Genomic DNA, 19,121 nt, shown 5'->3' on the forward strand with positions numbered 1-19,121 from the left:
ACCACGGCGGCCCGGGCACCAAGCCCGGGCCGCTACCACCTCGTCAGAACTTTGCTACCAATTACCTGGACTGGCGCTACCATCAAGCGCTACTCGCCAATGGCCAGGATCAAACGGCAACTCAAGGTGGAAAAGGTGAACGGCGTGTGGAAAATCAACGGCACGACCTGGGCTGACGTTACTGCCTCCCGCTTCACCAAGCTGTTCGGCAATCCGCAGCCCTACGATGTGGAGCAATGGACCATCACGAATGGCTCAGGTGGCTGGTTCCACCCGGTGCACATTCACCTGATCGATGCCAAGATCATCGGCCGAAACACCAACGGCGGGAAGCCGTTCGTCTGGGAAAATGGGCCGAAGGACGTCTTCTACGTCGGCGAGAACGAGTCGATCACGGCGCTCATGCAGTTCGACACCGGGCCGGAGGCCGGCGGCCGCTACATGATTCACTGCCACAACCTGGTGCACGAGGACCATGACATGATGGTGCAATTCGCGGTGGGAGACTCCCGGGTGAACGACCCGATCTACTCCGATCCCGCCTATTGGGACACGATGCCGATGAATGCCTACCCGCCGGTGTACCTGCCGGGGCTGCCAGCCGGCACCTGATGGTTCACGCGACCCGTCCGACCCCGGCGGTGCGGCTGCTCGCTCTGCTCAGCGCTGGTTTACTGGCGGCTGGAGTGCTGAGTGGCTGCACCGCTTGGGCCTCGGCCTCGGCCCCGCCTGGCACGACCAGCACCTCGACTACGCCAGCCGCGGCATCCGCTTCACGCAGCGAAATTGGCAATAGCCGACCCCTGGTCAACTACGACGGACCACTGGTGCAACGCCGGGTCGTACTCGCGATACATACGAGAGCGGATGCCGATCTGCCCACGTTACGCGCCGGCGTGGACCAGCGTGCCGACGGTGCCGACCTCAGGCTCGCCGAGATTTCCCCCGATGTGTTGCCGGCCGGGGTGCTGGAGCAGGCCGTGCCCCAGCTGACCCTGCTGCTGCCGGCGGGGTCGACCGAAGACGACGCGCGCGGCCTTATCGATGCATCGACGGCCACCCAACCCGCGCAGTACTTCGTGCTGACCGTTCTGGTGCACGATCTCGTCTTCGAGGTGGACGCGACCGACCCGGGGGCGTTGGCCGATGCTATTGCGCGTGAAGGCATCCTCTCTGATACTCTGGGAAACTACGAGACCACGGCTGGCACCGACACCTTGGGCGTGAGCTACCTCGGGACACTATTGGGCGACGAAATGGTGGATTCCGTGCGCAGCGCGATGGCACGCCCGGCCGGCACCACACCCCGGCGGGTGGCTGTCCTGGCCGGCACGCCCGGCGGGACGGGCGTTGACGTCGCCGCCGAACCGATCCCACAGCCGGTGGTCTTGGCTGGCGGAACCTCGCACGAGGTGGTGAGCGATGCGCCGGTGGCCGAGGCCGAGGTTGACGCGACACCGTTGGGACCGTGGCTGGCCTACTGGATCGGACTCGCGGTGGTGCTGGGCGTGACGGTGCTGCTCGCCGGTTGGAGTCTGGTGCGGCGGCGGCGCAGGCTTCGGGCTAGCGCGTTCGAACCGGAACGACCCGATCCAGAGTCGCCATGACGGAGGTGCCGCCGCCCACCCAGGAGCGGACCTCGAGGGTACCGCCGGCGACCTCGATGGTGTCGCGCATGATGCGCAGACCCATGTGATTCTCGGGTGCGTCCGCGGCCACGTCGAAGCCGCAGCCGTTGTCATGGATGAGCAGGATGGTGCGATCGGTATCTTGCATGAGCGTCAGCTCGACGGTGCCGGCCTTGGCATGTTTCACGGTGTTGGCGAGCACCTCGCGGGCCACCCGATAGAACATCGCCGAGCGGTCCCGGTCGAGATCGCAGTCGGGGGGAATATGCAGTTTGACCTCGATGTCGTGCTCGAGCAGCGGGGCGGCCAGCCGGGTGAGGGCGGCCGGCAGTCCGAGTTCGGCCAGATCGGGTGGGTAGAGCTCGGTCGTCATAGCGCGCAGGGTGCGCACGTTCTTTTGCAGGATGGCCTTGGCCTGGCCGAAGAGCGCCCGATTCTCGGGGGTGGAATGCATTTCCTCGGCTTCGAGGGCGTAGGACAGGCCGGCCAGATCTTGAATGACTTCGTCGTGCAGATCACGGGCAATGCGCTGGCGTTCCAGGTCGGAGGCGTCGATCGCGTGCTGCAGGAGGCGGCGTTTCGTTGACTGGTGACCCTGGATGCGCCGGGCCAGCTGGATCGCCGGCACGAGCTGGGCCATTTGAAGGGCTCCAAGGGACAGCAGGAAGGTGGGAATCAGCCCGACCACGAGTGCGTTTTGCTCGTCACGGACCCCGTCGTCATTGAAGTACGCCTCCAAAATTACGACCTGACCGTTGGCCGCCGTGGTGCGCACGTGCACCTCGACCAATTCGCCGGCCTGGGACTCGTGCACGTCGTCGGCGCCGTCCTGCACGCCGAGGTTTGCATGCCCCTTGCCTCCGGCCAGGAGTTCAGGGGCAAAGCTCGGCAGGTCGAAGACCTGGCCGATCAGGGACGGAAGGTCGGAGTACACGATTCGCCCCCCGGAGTCCCAGACCTTGATGCGCACAATCGATCCGTCGGAGATGCGGGGAGCCAGGCGGTCGTCCAGTTGACGGGTCGATCCGGGCAACCCCGCGAGGAGGTCGTCGGTAATGAGCGGTCCGATGGAATAGTCGGCGAGGCGTTGAGCCTGTTGGATGGCGTTGTCCATGGCGTTGCTCTTGGATTCAGCGCGGACCCAGAGTGCGGCCGGTACGGCGATGATCATCATGGCGATGACGCCGACGGTGATGAACCGGCCCACCGCCGAGCGCACCTCGGAACGTTCGTCCGACCGGGTTCGGTCGAGGCGGCTGGGCTTCGCCGCCGAGTTAGACATGCTGGGCGGGAACCAAACCCAGGCGAGTGGCGATCACGACGGCTTCGAGCTGGGAGTGTGCGCCAAGCTTGCCGAGGATGGACTTGACGTAACCCCGGCAGGTGTTCTCCGAGATGCCGAGGGTCTTGGCGTTGGCCCGCACGTCGGAACCCTCCCCCATGAGGCGGAGCACCGCGAGCTCGCGCTTGGTCAGCTCGGGAAACGGAACCTCCTCGTTGTGCTGTCGGCGTCGGGCGCTGAGCAGGCCCACGAGCGACGGATGCACAATGAAACCGCCAATCCGAGCATGGCGGAGCGTGTCGAGCACCGTGGCGAGCGAACCATCCTTGGGCAGGAAGGCGCAGACGCCGATCGCCGCGGCCTGTTCGAGGGCCTCGAGGGCCGGGTCGCCGGTGAGGATCACGATGCGGGTCTGCGGGGCGCGGGCCAGAATAGCGGCGGCCGCGACGAGCCCGCTGCCGTCGGGCAGGTGGTAGTCCATGACGACAACGTCGGGGACCAGCTCCAGACACGCAGCGACGCCGCTTGCGACGTTGTTGGCTGAGCCAACGCTGCACAGGTCGGGCTCGCGGTTAAGGGAACCGGTGAGCAACTCGGCAAAGGTCGTGTGGTCGTCGACGATGAGAATGCGAATCTGTGCAATGGCGGGCGAGTAAAGCGCCGTCCCCTGAATGCTGGGTTCAAGGGGGGACATCTGCGTGGTCATCTGCGGCGACCTCTCTGCCCTGTCGCGAGCTGCGTTAGCTCCATAGACCAAATCAGTATCTGCAGAACATGAGATTTTGTCGAGTCCTGTTGTTTTTGTCCCCCATATGGTATGACTCGGGAATCAGGCGCGAGCGACGGCGCGGCGCAGGAATGAGGTGATGACATCAGTGGCCTCTCGGAGGGAATCCGCGACCGGCTCTGGTCGCGGAAGTGTGCTCGGTCGGGGGCGCGAATCGGGTGCTGGCGCTCCCAGCTGTTCGTGCAGCACGAGAAAGGCCGAGAGCACGTCGGCAAGGTCACCGTCTTCGGCGGCCGTCGCGTGCAGCAGACGCAGCTGGGCTGAGCGCAGAACCTGGCCGGGTGCGCAGCCCAGTTCGCTCTGCATGGCATGGCGGCACCGGTCATAGGCCTGCAGGCCCTGGGCGTGGCGCCCGGCAGCCTCCAGCCCGAGGATGAGGGCCGTCCAGGCTCGTTCATTGAGCGGGTCATCGGCAATCGCGAGGGTGGCGAGATCGACGGAATCGTCGATCCGGTGCAGAGCAGCGGCGGTTTCGGACGCCAGAACGCGGGCTACGGTCAGCCGGGACGCGTGCAGGTCACGTGCCTCCGATGCCCACGCTGCGACCAGTTCATCGCAGAGCAGTGGGGCTTCGGCGAGGTCGAGGGCGCGAAGTAAGAAGGGGTAAGCCAGCTCGGGATTGGTTTTCTGGGCTCGTTGCAGCAGATGGTCGAACTGGTCAAGGTCGACATCGACCAGGTCGCGGTCCAACACATAGCCGCCGGTCGTTGTCTGCAACGGCCCGAACTTTCCTGCACCGGGCTGCAGGTGGCGGCGCAGCACGCTGACATAACTTTCCAGGGTGGGCAGGGCTTCGACCGGCGGGTTTGCTCCCCAGAGCAATTCGATCAGGTGGTCTTTCGACACCGGGAGGCCAACGTGTACGAGAAGAATCTCCAGGATCTGGCGCGGTTTCGGTCCGCCGAGTTGGTGGGCGTGCAGAACAACGGGGCCGCGTCGAATGGTCAGGTTGCCGAAGAGTTGAACGTTGAGGTGTGCGAAGGGCGCGCTGGCTGGCTGCACTCGGGTGTCCGATTCCATTGTCATGAAGACCTCCACTGTTGGAATGCGACAATGGTGCCCGTTTGCCCAAGCCCGGGGTAAGCCGCGGGTGGACTAGGGAACTACCCCCAATTTCGGGGACCATTTCAGGAGTTGGTATGGTGCCCGGTTCCGAGGGACAGGCTGGCCCCGTGAGGCCCATCCAGGACGAGGGCAATGACCTGATTGGGGATTTCGAAAACGAGGGTCGCTTGAACGGATGCTCCGCTCTGCTCCGCCGGGTCGACCCAGAGCGCGGCGGACCGCGCGCCGAGTCCGGATAGGGAGTAGTCGGCGGCGCGAAAGGCGAGGCCGGAGGCATCCGTTACGGTCAGTTCGAGCAGAATGCGCACGCGGTGGGCCCCGGGCTGCACCGGGCTGGAGAGCAGATCGGCGGCGGTCGCCGGCACCCAGCCATCACGAGCCAGGCGATGGCCAATGGGATCAGAATTTTGCGGCGGCGTTGGAACAGGGAGCTCATCCAGCAGGGCCACGGCGAAGCTGCCCGGGTCATGATCTCGTGCCCGGTGTGCACGGCGAGGGTGTCCAGGTTGACCAGAACAGCGCCGGCCTTGGCAGCGAATTCGGCCGATTCCTCCGTGTTGTCGACCATCGCCGGCGCAGCCCCAACCGCGAGCAGCACGTTGGCGGTGAAGCCGGCGACGACGGTAATCGTAAGCCACTGCACGAGCGGATGGTGCCGGCGGAGTGCCGCCAGCACGCGAATGGCCTAACCAGCGGATGCCGGGGCGACCGTGGGAGTGTCGGTGGGCATCCGCTCGCCGGAAAGAACCGTCATTAGAGCACCCGCAGCGGTAGATAGACCGAGCTGCCCAGACGGGTGAACTCGGCCGACTTCTCGGCCATTCCCGCCTCGATGGCCTCGAGACTGGTGAGGCCGTTCTCTTCGGCGTACACCCGAACATCCGCTGAAATACGCATGGAACAGAACTTGGGACCGCACATGCTGCAGAAGTGGGCGGCCTTGGCGGGGCCGGCCGGCAGCGTCTCGTCGTGAAAGCTCTGCGCGGTGTCCGGGTCGAGCGAGAGCGCGAACTGGTCGGTCCAACGAAATTCGAACCGGGCCCGACTGAGGGCGTCGTCGCGTTCCTGGGCGCGCGGATGCTGTTTGGCCAGGTCGGCGGAGTGCGCGGCGATCTTGTAGGTGATCACGCCGGTTTTCACGTCGTCGCGGTTGGGCAGGCCGAGGTGTTCCTTGGGCGTGACGTAGCAGAGCATGGCGGTGCCGGCCTGGGCGATGATGGCCGCGCCGATCGCGCTCGTGATGTGGTCGTAGGCCGGTGCGATATCGGTGGCGAGCGGGCCGAGCGTGTAGAACGGGGCCTCCTCGCAGAGTTCCTCTTCGAGCGCCACGTTTTCGACGATCTTGTGCATCGGAACGTGGCCGGGGCCCTCGATCATCACCTGCACTCCGTAGGACTTCGCGACCTTCGTCAGCTCACCGAGGGTGCGCAGCTCCGCGAACTGGGCCTCGTCGTTGGCGTCGGCGATCGAGCCGGGGCGCAGGCCGTCGCCGAGCGAGAAGGTCACGTCGTAGCGGCGCAGAATCTCGCACAGCTCCACGAAGTGGGTGTAGAGAAAGCTCTCCTGGTGGTGCGCGAGGCACCAGGCGGCCATGATCGAGCCGCCGCGCGAGACGATTCCGGTCACCCGGTTGGCGGTCAGCGGCACGTAGCGCAGCAGCACGCCGGCGTGCACGGTCATGTAGTCGACGCCCTGCTCGCACTGCTCGATCACGGTGTCGCGGTAGATCTCCCAGGTGAGCAGCGACGGGTCGCCGTTGACCTTTTCAACGGCCTGGTAGAGCGGAACGGTGCCCACCGGAATGGGCGAGTTGCGCATGATCCACTCTCGAGTGAGGTGAATGTCCTTGCCGGTGGAGAGATCCATCAGGGTGTCGGCGCCCCAGCGGGCCGCCCAGACCATCTTCTCGACCTCTTCGGCGATCGACGAGGTCACCGCCGAGTTGCCGATGTTCGCGTTGATCTTCACGGTGAAGGCCTTGCCGATAATCATCGGCTCGCTCTCCGGATGCTTGTGGTTGGCCGGAATGACGGCCCGGCCTCGCGCCACCTCGTCGCGGACGAGCTCGACCGAGACGCCCTCGCGTGCGGCGATGTAGGCCATCTCCGGCGTGACAATGCCGGCGCGGGCCCAGACCAGCTGGGTGGCAGCGCCATCGACGGGCAGCGGATGCTCCCACCCGGCCCGAGTCTGCGGCAGCCCCTTCTCGAGATCGATTGTGGCCGTCTCGTCGGTGTACGGGCCGGACGTGTCGTACAGGTCGAAGTGTTCGCCGTTGCTGAGGTTCACCCTGCGAACGGGAACTTCGAGCCCGGGCCAGTCCTTTACCGGTTCGTAGCGTTTGCTGCTGCCCTGGATCGGGCCCGTTGTGACGGTTTCGGACATAGTTGTGTCGTCAATTGTGCGCATGTTCTCGAACTTCCTACGCCGGCATTACCCGGACAGGTTCAACGGTCGACGGCCCTGGCCGTCCTCTCAGCTCGCTGGTGCGCGCTCCCGTGGTTGGTGTGTCTTCTGACTCCTTCACCCTAGCGCTGGTTGCGCGCTCGGGTCCTACCGGGGTCGCGGTCACCGCGCCCGTTGGGGGTCATCGCGCCGGGCATCGCTGGCGCGATGACCGGGAGCTGGCGCCCGAGCCTGCGGCGGGCCAGGCATAGCTGGCGCTGGGCATCCGCTTAGCGAGCGAGTGCGGCCAGCTCGGCGCGGGTCGAGGCGCCGACCTTGCGCAGCAGGTTGGCCACGTGAAACTTCACTGTGTTCTCGCTGATGGTCAGGGCCTGTGCGATGGCCTTGTTGCGCGCCCCAGAGGCGACGAGTTCGAGCACGCCGCGTTCGCGTGGGCTGAGGCCCCAGGCCGCGGCGGCGGTGACGGATGCCGTGGGCGCGTCGAGCGGCAGCGACACGGCCATCTCGGAGCCCCAGCCGGCGGTGGCCTCGACGTTAAGGGTGCCGCTGAGCGCGACGACGCGGGCGGCAAGCTGGCGCACGCTCGGAACCTCGGCATCGAGGTTGCCCGGACCGTCGTCCCGAATGTGGATGAGCAGGTTACTTCCGTCGCAGTCCCACTGCACGCGCACCCGCGCGACCCCGGCCTGTTCGACGAGGGCGAGTACGGCGCCGCGCACAATGGCGCGGGCTTCGTGGGCGACCTCGCCGGGCAATGCCCGACCGTTCACCGGCGGCTCGATGAACTGCACGTCGAGGTCGCCGAAGCGCACGAGCGGTCGCAGGTCGTTCCTGAGGCGTTCGAAGGCGCGGGCGACGGGTTCCTCGGTGAGACTGCGATCGAGGTCGCTCACCGCGCGCAGGGCGACCATCGCGGCGGCGGCGAGTTCGGTGGCCTTCTGTCGGGCGGCGGTGTCACTCGTGCTGCCGGAGCGCAGGACAGCGAGCAGGGATTCCAGCGTGGTGGCGTGTGCGTCCGTGAGGTCGGCGATGAGTTTGGAGCGTTCGGCGGCTGCGCTGCGCGCTGTTTGAACCGGGGAGTTTGCGGGGAGCGTCGAGCGTTTTGCGGTCGTGGCGGATGACGCGGCCGGTTCGGCAGCTCCGGTAGCAGCATCAGACCGGAGGGCGGCGGCCGTGCTGCGGGCAGCGGCTTCAGTGGCGGTGGCGCGCACGCCGGGGTTAGATGGAGCGGAAGTCATGCCCCCAGCCTACCCGGGCCATCCTCGGAGCCCACCCAGAGCCATCCGTTTGGGTAGGAAAACCGCTCGTTTGGCGGGCAGCATTCCCACTCGAAGGAGTGGACCATTGAATCATGACCGAAACGACAACCACCCCACTGGCAGCGGATGCCCTCGGCCTCATTTTCGCCGAGAACGGCCGCGTCGTCGAGGCGCTGCGATCGGCATCCGCTTCAGTACTGGATGAGGCAGCAACCCTGCTCGCCGCGGCGCCCCGGGTGTTTGTGCTCGGTGCTGGCCGCTCCGGGCTGGCACTGAAGATGACCGCGATGCGACTCATGCACCTCGGCCTCGACGTGCACGTGGTGGGCGAGGTGACCAGCCCGGCGATTGTGTCGGGCGACGTGCTGCTGGTGGCGAGCGGATCCGGTACGACGGGCGCCATTGTGCGTGCCGCCGAGACGGCTCACGGCGTGGGGGCGAGCATTCTTGCGCTGACCACGGCGCCCGAGTCGCCGCTCGGGCGGCTCGCCGCGGTGACCGTGGTCATTCCCGCGGCTGCCAAGCAGGACCACGCCGGGCAGGTGTCGGCCCAGTATTCGGGCGGCCTGTTCGAGCAGTCGGTGTTGTTCGTCGGCGACGCCCTGTTTCACACGCTCTGGAAGGCGAGCGGTTCCACGGCCGAACAGCTCTGGCCGCGTCACGCCAACCTCGAGTAATACCGACCGGGCCCGGGCCCGGTCGCAAGAAACACGTACCCCAACAGAAAGAAGAACCCCCATGAAGCTTCAGGTAGCTATGGACGTACTGACCACCGAAGCGGCGCTCACGCTGGCTGCTCAGGTTGCACCGCACGTCGACATCATCGAGCTCGGCACCCCGCTGATCAAGGCAGAAGGCCTGCGCGCCGTCACCGCGATCAAGAACGCGCACCCCGACAAGATCGTCTTTGCCGACCTCAAGACGATGGATGCCGGCGAGCTCGAAGCCGACATCGCCTTCGCCGCCGGTGCAGACCTCGTCACCGTGCTCGGCACGGCCGGGGACAGCACCATTATCGGAGCCGTCGCCGCCGCGACCAAGCACGGCAAGGGCATCGTCGTTGACCTCATCGGCGTTGCCGACAAGGTCACCCGCGCCCGCGAGGTCACCGCGCTCGGTGCCCAGTTCGTCGAGATGCACGCTGGACTCGACGAGCAGGCCGAGCCCGGCTTCTCGCTCGCCACACTGCTCAACCAGGGCGAGACCGCCAAGGTTCCGTTCTCCCTTGCCGGCGGCGTGAACCTGTCGACCATCTCTTCGGTGCAGCGCGCCGGGGCAACGGTCGCCGTTGCCGGCGGAGCAATCTACGGCGCCGAAGACCCGGCCGCAGCTGCTGCCGCCCTTCGCGCCGCGATTATCTAGCCCAAGCGCTTGATCTGGTGCCGTCCCGCTTCTGCGGGCGGCACTTTTGCGTTAAGCGGATGTCCCTGCCCGGGTGACGAGAAATCCGACCGGGCCCGGGCCCGGTCAACGGGGGCACTCCTGCACGCATGGGCCCACATGCCGCGCCCCGGCCTGTCGGTGGGCGCAGCTAGGCTGGTGGCGCCCAGACTAGTCGGCGGCATCGTCGCCGCGAGAGGACGCCACCCATGACCAGCAGCCACGCATGAGCAGCACCATTTTCGACCGGGCCCGGCCAGCGGCATCCGTTGTTAAAGCCTCGCTCACGGGAACACGCCAGGGCTCGTTTTGGCTCGAGGAGCTTGAGCCGCGTACCGGCTATCCAGCGCTCACCGGCGACCTGCGCTGCAACCTCGCGATCGTTGGCGGCGGCTACCTCGGACTGTGGAGTGCGGTGCTGGCCAAGCAGCAAAACCCTGATGCGAGGGTGCTTTTGTTGGAGGCGCGCACGGTCGGCTGGGCGGCATCCGGTCGCAATGGCGGCTTCTGCGAGGCGAGCCTGACCCACGGTGACGACAACGGGCGCAGTCGCTGGCCGAAAGAGATCGACCGACTGACCGAACTGGGCAACGAGAACCTCGACGAGATCGAACGAGCGGTGGCTGACCTCGGCATCGACTGCGATTTTGAACGCACTGGATCCATCGACCTCGCCATCGAAGAGCATCAGATTGAGTGGCTGCGCGAAGAGACGATCGGCGAAAACGTGGTGTTTCTCGACGAGTCCGCAGTGCGGGCCGAGGTCGCGTCACCGACCTACCTCGCCGGCGTCTGGCACCGGGGCAGCACCGCCCTCGTGCATCCGGGCAAGCTCGCTGCCGAACTGGCGCGCGTGGCGACCGACCTTGGAGTGGAGATCTTCGAGCACTCGCTCGTGCAGAGCGTGGACACGGCCCGACGTCGGCCGGCCCAGGGCGCCCGGGTAGTGACCACGGGCGGCACCGTGACCGCGCAGAAGGTCGCGCTCGCCACCAATGTCTTTCCCTCGCTGCTCAAACGCAACAAACTCGCGACCGTTCCGGTCTACGACTACGTGCTAATGACCGAACCGCTCGATGCGAGCCAGCTCGCCGCGATCGGCTGGCAGAATCGGCAGGGCCTGAGCGACCTCGCCAACCAGTTTCACTACTACCGGCTGAGCGCCGACAACCGCATTCTGTTTGGCGGCTACGACGCCGTGTACCACTACGGGCGAAAGGTGCGCAGCGGCTACGAGAACCGACCGGAGACCTTCGAGAAGCTCAGCAGCCACTTCTTCACGACGTTTCCGCAGCTGGCCGGCGTGCGCTTCAGCCACAAATGGGCCGGCGCGATCGACACGTCCACGCAGTTCTGTGCCTTCTTCGGGCAGGCTCGCGGCGGGCGCATCAGTTATGCGGCCGGCTTCACCGGCCTCGGTGTTGGTGCCACGCACTTCGCCGCCCAGGTCATGCTGGACCAGCTGGCCGGCCGCAGTACGGAGCGCACTGAACTGGCCATGGTGCGGGGCCGTCCGCTTTCGTTCCCACCGGAGCCGCTCGCATCCGCTGGAATTCAGGCCACGCGCTGGGCACTCAATCGTGCCGACCACAATCGGGGCCGCCGCAACGTGCTGCTCAAGGGGCTCGATGCCGTGGGGCTGGGCTTCGACTCCTAGGGCCTCAGCCGAGCAGCAGCTTGCGGAGCTGGTCGGTCGAGTGCACGACCGCGGTCGCCGCCTCGGCCTCGGCTGGCGAGCCGTAGCCCCACTCCACCAGAATCGCCGGAATGCCATTCGCCTGCGCGCCGATGGCGTCGTAGCTGCGGTCGCCGACCAGGACGGCGCCGCCGGTGTCTACGCCGGTCGCGGCCAGGCGGGCGAGCGCTTCTGCGACGATGTCGGCCTTGTTGCTGCGGGTGTCGTCGGCGGAAGCACCGACGGTGGCCGTGAAGTACTTGGCGAGGTCGAAGTGCGTGAGAATGGCGATCGCGCTGAGCTCGGGCTTGCTGGTGGCCAGGGCGAGCGGAATTCCGGCCGCGTGGATACGTTCGAGCAGGCCGGCGACGCCGGGAAAGACAGCCGTGTCGAGCGCGGCGGCGCCGTGGTACTCGGCGCGGTAGACGGCGATGGCTTCGACGGCTTCGGCGGGGGTCATGCCGGCGTATTCCTGAAAGGCGTCGAACATGGGCGGGCCGACGTAGGCGAGCAGTTGGGCAGCGGAGGGCACCGGTCGGCCGAGCAGCGTAAACGTGCGGGCCAGAGAGCTGGTGATGGCCGGGGCGGAATCCGTGATGGTTCCGTCGAGGTCGAAGAGAATGGCGCTCCAAGTGCGCGTCAATGTTGCGTTCATTCGGCATAGCCTAAGCGCTAAGACAAAAATGTACCCCATTTGCCCACTTTGCTCAGCGTTCCCACGGTTTCGCGAGAAAGTCTCAGCGCACCTCGATTGCAGCACCCGACGCTGCCGTAATTTCTCCCTCGTCATTGACCGTCAAGGAAACGGCCGCGCCGGCAAAACTGAGGCCGGAAACGCTCAGCGGAGTGAGGCTGCTGCGCATCGGTGTCACGCCCAGCACCCCACCGGGCGCATCCGCGTTCAGTCCGAACGCGCTCGCGAGCACCGACACGGCCGAGGCGGCCGACCAGGCCTGGGGGCGGCAGGCGGCCGGATAGGGGATGGGACGGGTCTGGGTCGTCGCCGAGTCTCCGGAGTGCAGTTCGGGCATGCGGTAGTCGAATCCGGCGGCGGCGGCGAGAAGCCCGCTGATCAGGGTATTCGCCTCGGCCGTGAAGCCGTCCCTGGCGAGCCCCTTGATGGCGATCGCGGTGTCGTGGGTCCAGACGCTGCCGCCGTGATAGCTCAGCGGCCAGTACCCGGTCGAATCGGTGCTGAGGGTGCGCAGCCCGAAACCGCTGCTCATTTCGGGGCTGACCAGACGGCGGGCGACGAGCGCACGCTGCTCCGCAGTGAGCAGCCCGGTGCCGAGCAGGTGGCCGAGGTTGCTCGTGACCGTGTCGACCGGGCGTTTGGCGGCGTCGAGGGCGATCGCCGGGTAGGCGCCCTGCGGTGAATCGATCCAGAACGCTTCGTTGAACCTTTCCTGCAGAGCGGATGCCCACAGTCGCCACTCCGCGCCGCCCGGCTCGCCGAAATGGTCGAGCAGGTCTGCGCCGTGCATGGCGGCCTCGAAGGCGTAGGCCTGCACCTCGCAGAGCGCGATCGGGCCCTCGGCGAGGGAGCCGTCGCGCCACTGCACCGAGTCACCCGAGTCCTTCCAGCCCTGGTTCGAGAGGCCATGGCCGGTCTCGTCGGTGTATTCGAGCAGGCCGTCGCCGTCGGCGTCGCCGAAGTCGCGCATCCAACCGAGCGCGGCGGTGAGGTTCGGCAGCAGGGCGCGAACCTCGTCGTCGGGCAGGCCCCATTTCCAGGCGTCGTGCAGCAGGCAGACCCAGAGCGGGGTCGCGTCGACGGTGCCGTAGTAGAGGGGTGGCAGGTGGAGGCCTTCGCCGTGGATTTCGAGGGTGTCGCGGCGTAGCTCGTGCATGATCTTGCCGGGCTGTTCGGCGGTGTCGGGCACGGCTCTAGCTCCCTGCAGGGCGGCGAGCACGCGCAGGGTACCGCCGGCCAGTTCGGTGCCGAGCGGCAGCATCATGCGGGCCGCCCAGATTGAGTCCCGGCCGAACAGCGTGAAGAACCAGGGCGCTCCGGCGGCGAGAAAGACATCGTCGGGGTGCGCGGTGGTGGTCAGGCGCAGGGCGTCGAGGTCGCCGAGCGCTGTGCTGACCCAGCGGCTGAGGCGGTCGTCGGCGGTTTTCACGGCCGGCACGCTCCAGCTCGGCGCGCCTTCGACGCCGCGCACGACTGCTCGAGTGTCGGTGGCGTCGATCGTCCAGCCGACGCGCACCTCGCCGCGGGCCGGCACCGTGACCGGCCAGCGCAACAGCAGCTCGCCGGTGGGCAGTTGGCTGAGAGCGCCGGCCGCCGCGACGAGATTCACGGTCAGCGAGTCGCTCGCCCAGCTGGCGGCCTGACCGTCGGCCAGTGTGATGACGGGCGTCGGCAGCGCCGGCAGCCCGCTCTTGATGTTGTCCATATTGCTGAGGTCGGGGGTGAGCGTGACCTCGACGACCGTCTCGAACGCATCCCGCAGGTCGCTCGCCACCACGATCTGATCGCGAACGCCGGTGATCGTAGCCGTACGGGTGTGCAGCGTGCGCACCCGCGGGTCGGGCATGTGGTCGTCGAGGTGGCGCTGCAGGCTCACGAAGGTGATCGAGTCGGCGCCGTGCGGCACGGTCGCGATGAGCTCGCCGGCTTCGGCCCCGACGCGCACGGCGACGGATGCGACCAGTCGCGTATCCGAGAAGAAGTAGCCGTGGATCGGCGAGTCGCCCATGCTGCCGTCGGCGGAGGACCATGCCTGGGTCGGCGCCCGCAGTACGAGGGTCTCGTTGTGGATGAGCGGCTGGCGCGGGGCGGCGTCCGTGGTGGTGGCAACCGGAATAGCCGGGGAAGATGTGGCGGGTGCGGTCATGGGTGGTCACGACTCCTCATTGATTGGCGTGAGAGAACTTCTGAAAAGTGCGGCTGTTGACTTTTACCGCTCGTCAGGTAACGTAACACCTAGAATTTGATCGATCAAATTTTTTGACAAAGAATATGAACGATCCAAGAATTGCGCAGATCATCCTCACCGCCGAGACCCGAAGGAGCCCCCGTGAGACAGCCCACCGTCGAAGATGTGGCCCGCATCGCCCAGGTCTCGCGCCAGACCGTCTCGAACGTGCTCAACTCCCCGGCCATCGTGAAGCTGGCCACTCGCACCCGGGTCCAGGCCGCCATCGCCGAGCTCGGCTACCGGCCCAACCTATCGGCCAGGCGGCTGCGGCAGCAGAAGTCGGCGACCCTCGGCATCCGCCTCGACCCGATGATGAACGGCATCTCGGGCGCCGTGCTCGACCGTTTTCTGCACGCGCTGACCGAGCAGGCGGATGCCCGTGGCCTGCGCATTCTGCTCTTCACCGCCGCCACCCCTGAAGAGGAGATCGAGCAGATCCGCCGCCTGCGGGAGGCCGCCGAGGTCGACGCGTTTGTGCTCACGGCGACGTTCCACGAAGACCCCCGCACCGAGTGGCTGATCGCCAATCGCATTCCCTTCGTGACCTTCGGGCGGCCGTGGGGCATCGACGATATGACCGACCCGCAGCACCTGTGGGTCGACGTCGACGGTCGTCAGGGCGTTTACGACGCCACGATCTCGCTGCTCGATCAGGGCGCCCGGCGCGTCGGCTGGCTCGGCTGGCCGCGCCCGTCGGGCACCGGCGACGACCGCCGCAGCGGCTGGGAAGACGCCATGCGCGAGCGGCTGGGCCTTGGCGAGGCCGAGCTGCGGGCGCTCTGCACCGAGAGCCACGACGGGGTGCCGCAGGCCACGGCCGCGGTCGTGGCTGCTTTGGTCACCGGGCGCTCGGCCGCGCTTGCCGGAAATGTTGCCAAAACCGGGGCATCCGCTGCCGTCGCCGAAGCGGGCGAGGGGCCCGACGACTTCGGCCTCGACGCCCTCGTCTGCGCGAGCGACACGCTCGCCCTGGGAGCGCTCATCGCCACGAGCTCGGCGGGCCTGCGCGACCTGCCCATCATTGGTTTCGACGACACTCCGGTGGCCGCCGCTGTCGGGCTCTCGAGCGTGATGCAGCCCCTCGATGAGGTCGCCGCCGGCGCCCTCGAGCTGCTGCTCGGCCCGACCGGAAATACCGTCGGCGTGCCGAACCTCGCCCCCAACGAGGCCCACCGCCTGATCGCGCCACGGCTCGTCAAGCGGCGGTCAAATCACTTGCCCCTTTCCGAACCGTCACCCTCACTCACCCGCTAAGACCACGCACAACCTCACAACGAAGTCAGGAAGGCATTAATCCGATGTCCAACAACACAGCCATCAAGACGCGGGCGCTGGCAGCAGCCGCCCTCGCCCTCGCAACGACCGCCGCCCTCGCGGGCTGCGCCTCCGGGGGCGACGATGCCGCCGGCCAGACCCTCACGGTCATGATCGGATCCTCCGGCGAGGCGGAAACCGCCGCCGTCGAGGCGGCCACAGCCGCCTGGGCCGCCGACAACGACGCGACCGTTGAGGTCGTCGTCGCGAGCGACCTCAACCAGCAGCTCAGCCAGGGTTTCGCGGGCGACGCCGCTCCCGACCTCTTCTACATGAGCTGGGACCAGTTTCAGACCTACGCGAGCAATGGTTACCTCGATCCCTACGCGGCCGACCTCGCCAACGCCGGCGACTTCTACCCGACCCTCGTCGACACCTTCAGCTACGACGACACCTTCACCTGCGCGCCGAAGGACTTCTCGACCCTCGGCCTGATCGTCAATACCGACCTCTGGGCCGCCGCCGGCCTCACCGAAGCGGATGTCCCCACCGACTGGGCGAGCCTCGCTGCCGTCGCGAAGACCCTCACCACCGACACCCAGGTCGGACTCTCGTTCGGGCTCGAATACGGTCGAGCGGGTGCCTTCATGAACCAGGCCGGTGGCCAGTTGATCAGCGATGACGGCACGACCGTTGACGCGGCCAGCGCCGAGAATATCGCCGGGCTCGAGTACATCCAACAGCTCCACACCGACGGAGTGCTGAAGTTTCCGACCGAGCTCGACGCCGGCTGGTCCGGTGAAGCTCTCGGCGCCGGCAAGGCCGCCATGGTCATTGAAGGCCCGTGGATCAAGGGCATCGCCGCCGACTTCCCCGACACCAAGTACGCCGCCTATGAGCTGCCGGCCGGTCCCGGTGGCCAGTCCACGTTCAGCTTCACCAACTGCTGGGGCATCCCGCAGAACTCTGACACAGCGGATGCCGCCACCTCCCTCGTCGAATTTCTTACCAGCGACCAGGAGCAGCTTGACGCTGCCGCCGCATTCGGCGTGATCCCCTCCACGGAGTCCGCCGCGGCGACCTACGCCGAGACCTACCCCGAGAACGCGTCATTCGTCGAGAGTGCCGACTACGCGGTCAGCCCGGTGAACTTCGCCGGCTCCGCCTCGGCCATCACGGACTTCAACTCGAAGCTCGAGGGCCTGATCGGCGGCGACCCGAAGGCGATCCTCGAATCGTTGCAGACGAGCCTGCAGTCCACCCTCGACGAGGTCAACGGCCAGTAGCCAGCCGGCCCGGTCGGCGGGCGGTCGCGCGACAGTGGCGTCACACCGCCCGCTGACGGGGCCCCCGGCATCACGGTATCAAGGGAGACACCATGGCACGCAGACTGACGGCGGGCGGGCGCAGTGCGCGGGCGCCCCGCGGCATCCGCTCGGGCGAAGCGAAATTCGGCTGGCTGTTCATCAGCCCGGCCGTCATCATCATCGGATTGTTCCTGGTGGTGCCGATTCTGCTGGCGCTCTACGTGAGCTTCAGCAACTGGAACGGGCTCGGCTCGCCGCTCGGCAACTCACGGGTGATCGGCACCGAAAACTACGAAAAAGTGCTGATCGACGACGGATTGAGTAAGAGCGACTTCGGAACCTCGATTCGCAACAACCTCTACTACGTGCTGCTCGTGGTGCCGCTGCAGACCTCGCTCGCGCTGTTCCTCGCGGTGCAGGTCAACCGCCGGGTGCTCAAGGGTCGCGGCCTGTTTCGCACGGCGTTCTACTTTCCCTCGGTGACGAGCTCGATCGCGATCACCTCGATCTTTCTCTTTCTCTTCACCGCCTCGGGCGCCGTGAACTCGGTGCTGCAGTGGTTCGGCATCAACGGGCCGAACTGGTTCAACGACCCGAGCGGCGTCATCCACAACCTGCTTGCCAGCGCCGGGGTCACGAGCGCCCCGGCGGCGCTCGCCGCAGAGGGACCGCTCGGCATCAGCTGGTGGGAGTGGCTGAGCGGGCCATCCGTTGCCATGAGCACGCTGATTATTCTGGCGGTGTTCACGACCTCGGGCACCTTCATGCTGCTCTTCATCGCGGCGCTGCAGAACATCAGCGGCGAGATCGACGAGGCGGCCGTCATGGACGGTGCCGGTGGCCTGCGCAAGTTCTTCTCCGTGACGCTGCCGATGCTCACGCCGACCCTGTTCACGGTGCTGACCCTCGGTCTGATCGGGTCGTGGCAGCTCTTCGACCAGGTCGCCCTGACCGGAGGCGGAGCGCCGGGCAAGACCGTGCTGACGCCGGCTTACCTGGCCTACGACACCTCGTTCACCGAGCTGAAATGGGGCCAGGGCGCGGCGATTTCCTTCATCCTGTTCGTGATCATCGTGGCGCTGACACTGTTCCAACGGTTCGTGCTGCGGGACCGCGATGTGGGCAGGAAGGCCGAGCGCAACCGCATCCGTCGTGATGCCGAACTGAATGCGAGCGCGGCGCGCTCTACCTATAAGGAGAGTGCGAAATGAGCACCCTGACCCCGGAAACCGCAATCCTGGCCGATTCGAACGCCGCGAAGCCCCGACCCGCGCGGGCCGGGCGTCGCGGACTCTCGTCGCGGGCCCGAACCGTGGCCATCATCAGCTATCTCGGCCTCATCATTCTTGCCCTCGTTTATATCTACCCGTTCCTGATCTCGATCGCCGGCAGCTTCAAAACGGATGCCGACGCCACCGCTAACCCGCTGTCGCTGATTCCCGAGACCTGGAGTTTCGCGGCTTATGAGCGACTATTCACCGACGTGCCGCTGCCGCGCTGGGCGATGAACTCGACCATCATCACGCTCTGCGTCACCTTCGGCCGGGTCTTCTTCGACTCGATCGCCGGCTACGCGCTGTCGCGGCTCAAGTTTCGCGGTCGCGGCGTGATCTTCGCGAGTCTCATCGCGATCATGGCCGTGCCCGGAGTGGTGCTGCTGATTCCCCGGTTTTTGATTCTCAAGGAACTCGGCCTGTTCAACAGCTACGCCGGCATGATCCTGCCGCTCGTGGTGGATGCCGCCGGCATCTTCATCATGAAGCAGTTCTTCGAGTCGATTCCGGTCAGCGTCGAGGAAGCCGCGCGCATCGACGGCGCCGGCGTTTTCCGCACCTTCTGGACGATCGTGCTCCCCATGGCCCGGCCGGCCGTAGTGACGCTGTTCATTCTGAGTTTCCAGGGCTCGTGGAACGAGTACGCGCACTTCGTGGTGTCGCGGCAGGACGCCGACCTCAACACCCTGACGACCGGTGTGGCCTCCCTCGTGTCTGGGCAGCTCGGGTCGGGCAACCAGTATCCGCTCGTGCTCGCTTCGGCGCTGCTCATGACCATCCCGGTCGCGGTCATGTTCTTCATCTTCCAGAAACGCATCATGAACACCACCGAGGGCGGCGAGAAAGGTTAGCCTTTTCGTTCCCCCTCACAAAGGAATCC

General features: G+C 66.6%; 18 protein-coding genes and 1 riboswitch. Of the genes, 9 read left to right on the forward strand and 9 right to left on the reverse strand.

Annotated elements, in window-relative coordinates:
• Both E3T43_RS09030 and E3T43_RS09035 read left to right on the forward strand, forming a co-directional pair.
• The coding region (locus tag E3T43_RS09030) for a multicopper oxidase domain-containing protein (protein WP_166791286.1) at positions 1 to 612 on the forward strand (612 nt) is incomplete at its 5' end.
• A complete protein-coding gene (locus E3T43_RS09035; protein WP_134472213.1) occupies positions 612 to 1,607 on the forward strand; it encodes a hypothetical protein in 996 nt (331 codons plus the stop codon). The genes E3T43_RS09030 and E3T43_RS09035, both read left to right, overlap by 1 nt.
• Here the strand turns inward: E3T43_RS09035 and E3T43_RS09040 are convergent.
• The 7 genes from E3T43_RS09040 to E3T43_RS09070 form a co-directional block, all read right to left on the reverse strand.
• The gene (locus tag E3T43_RS09040; RefSeq protein ID WP_134472214.1) at positions 1,564 to 2,910 is read right to left on the reverse strand and encodes a sensor histidine kinase; all 1,347 of its coding nucleotides are present in this window, start codon (positions 2,908 to 2,910) and stop codon (positions 1,564 to 1,566) included. The two genes, E3T43_RS09035 and E3T43_RS09040, sit on opposite strands and share 44 nt — an antisense overlap.
• Positions 2,903 to 3,616, reverse strand: a complete 714-nt coding sequence (locus E3T43_RS09045; RefSeq protein WP_134472215.1) for a response regulator transcription factor — start codon at positions 3,614 to 3,616, stop codon at positions 2,903 to 2,905. Before E3T43_RS09045 ends, E3T43_RS09040 begins: the two co-directional genes overlap by 8 nt.
• Positions 3,617 to 3,739: 123 nt before the next feature.
• The gene (locus E3T43_RS09050; protein WP_134472216.1) at positions 3,740 to 4,723 is read right to left on the reverse strand and encodes a BTAD domain-containing putative transcriptional regulator; all 984 of its coding nucleotides are present in this window, start codon (positions 4,721 to 4,723) and stop codon (positions 3,740 to 3,742) included.
• Between the two features lie 101 nt (positions 4,724 to 4,824).
• A complete protein-coding gene (locus E3T43_RS09055) occupies positions 4,825 to 5,070 on the reverse strand; it encodes a hypothetical protein (RefSeq protein WP_166791287.1) in 246 nt (81 codons plus the stop codon).
• A complete protein-coding gene (locus tag E3T43_RS19510; RefSeq protein WP_370449920.1) occupies positions 5,049 to 5,438 on the reverse strand; it encodes a hydroxyethylthiazole kinase in 390 nt (129 codons plus the stop codon). Before E3T43_RS19510 ends, E3T43_RS09055 begins: the two co-directional genes overlap by 22 nt.
• Before the next feature lie 77 nt (positions 5,439 to 5,515).
• A complete protein-coding gene (gene thiC, locus E3T43_RS09065) occupies positions 5,516 to 7,171 on the reverse strand; it encodes a phosphomethylpyrimidine synthase ThiC (protein ID WP_134472219.1) in 1,656 nt (551 codons plus the stop codon).
• Positions 7,165 to 7,272: riboswitch (TPP riboswitch) on the reverse strand. It overlaps the preceding gene by 7 nt.
• Before the next feature lie 165 nt (positions 7,273 to 7,437).
• Complete coding sequence (locus tag E3T43_RS09070; RefSeq protein WP_134472220.1) at positions 7,438 to 8,406, reverse strand: response regulator transcription factor family protein; 969 nt, start codon at positions 8,404 to 8,406, stop codon at positions 7,438 to 7,440.
• 113 nt (positions 8,407 to 8,519) lie between these two features.
• Between E3T43_RS09070 and hxlB the strand changes: the two genes are divergently transcribed.
• From hxlB to E3T43_RS09085, 3 genes are all read left to right on the forward strand, one after another.
• Positions 8,520 to 9,104, forward strand: coding sequence for a 6-phospho-3-hexuloisomerase (hxlB, locus tag E3T43_RS09075; protein ID WP_134472221.1), 585 nt, complete (start codon positions 8,520 to 8,522; stop codon positions 9,102 to 9,104).
• Between the two features lie 61 nt (positions 9,105 to 9,165).
• Positions 9,166 to 9,789 carry a 3-hexulose-6-phosphate synthase gene (gene hxlA, locus E3T43_RS09080; RefSeq protein ID WP_092448092.1) on the forward strand — a complete coding sequence of 208 codons (624 nt, stop codon included), beginning with the start codon at positions 9,166 to 9,168 and terminating at the stop codon, positions 9,787 to 9,789.
• A 244-nt stretch (positions 9,790 to 10,033) separates the two neighbouring features.
• Positions 10,034 to 11,464, forward strand: coding sequence for an FAD-binding oxidoreductase (locus E3T43_RS09085; protein WP_134472222.1), 1,431 nt, complete (start codon positions 10,034 to 10,036; stop codon positions 11,462 to 11,464).
• Positions 11,465 to 11,468: 4 nt separating this feature from the next.
• Here the strand turns inward: E3T43_RS09085 and E3T43_RS09090 are convergent, their stop codons facing one another.
• Together E3T43_RS09090 and E3T43_RS09095 are read right to left on the reverse strand one after the other, a co-directional pair.
• Positions 11,469 to 12,137, reverse strand: a complete 669-nt coding sequence (locus E3T43_RS09090) for an HAD hydrolase-like protein (RefSeq protein ID WP_092448097.1) — start codon at positions 12,135 to 12,137, stop codon at positions 11,469 to 11,471.
• A gap of 82 nt (positions 12,138 to 12,219) precedes the next feature.
• Positions 12,220 to 14,322 (reverse strand): glycogen debranching N-terminal domain-containing protein, encoded by a 2,103-nt coding sequence (locus E3T43_RS09095; RefSeq protein ID WP_134472223.1) that lies wholly within the window; start codon positions 14,320 to 14,322, stop codon positions 12,220 to 12,222.
• Between the two features lie 183 nt (positions 14,323 to 14,505).
• On the opposite strand from E3T43_RS09095, the gene E3T43_RS09100 reads away from it, so the two are divergent.
• The 4 genes from E3T43_RS09100 (at position 14,506) to E3T43_RS09115 (ending at position 19,092) form a co-directional block, all read left to right on the forward strand.
• Positions 14,506 to 15,660 (forward strand): LacI family DNA-binding transcriptional regulator, encoded by a 1,155-nt coding sequence (locus E3T43_RS09100; protein ID WP_134472224.1) that lies wholly within the window; start codon positions 14,506 to 14,508, stop codon positions 15,658 to 15,660.
• Positions 15,661 to 15,704: 44 nt separating this feature from the next.
• Positions 15,705 to 16,946 carry an extracellular solute-binding protein gene (locus E3T43_RS09105; protein WP_134472225.1) on the forward strand — a complete coding sequence of 414 codons (1,242 nt, stop codon included), beginning with the start codon at positions 15,705 to 15,707 and terminating at the stop codon, positions 16,944 to 16,946.
• A 92-nt stretch (positions 16,947 to 17,038) separates the two neighbouring features.
• Positions 17,039 to 18,178, forward strand: coding sequence for a carbohydrate ABC transporter permease (locus E3T43_RS09110; protein WP_134472226.1), 1,140 nt, complete (start codon positions 17,039 to 17,041; stop codon positions 18,176 to 18,178).
• Positions 18,175 to 19,092 carry a carbohydrate ABC transporter permease gene (locus E3T43_RS09115; protein WP_134472227.1) on the forward strand — a complete coding sequence of 306 codons (918 nt, stop codon included), beginning with the start codon at positions 18,175 to 18,177 and terminating at the stop codon, positions 19,090 to 19,092. The genes E3T43_RS09110 and E3T43_RS09115 overlap by 4 nt, the downstream gene beginning before the upstream one ends.
• Positions 19,093 to 19,121 lie beyond the last annotated feature (29 nt).

This window comes from Cryobacterium sp. Hh7 (genome assembly GCF_004403155.1).
Classification (GTDB): domain Bacteria; phylum Actinomycetota; class Actinomycetes; order Actinomycetales; family Microbacteriaceae; genus Cryobacterium; species Cryobacterium levicorallinum.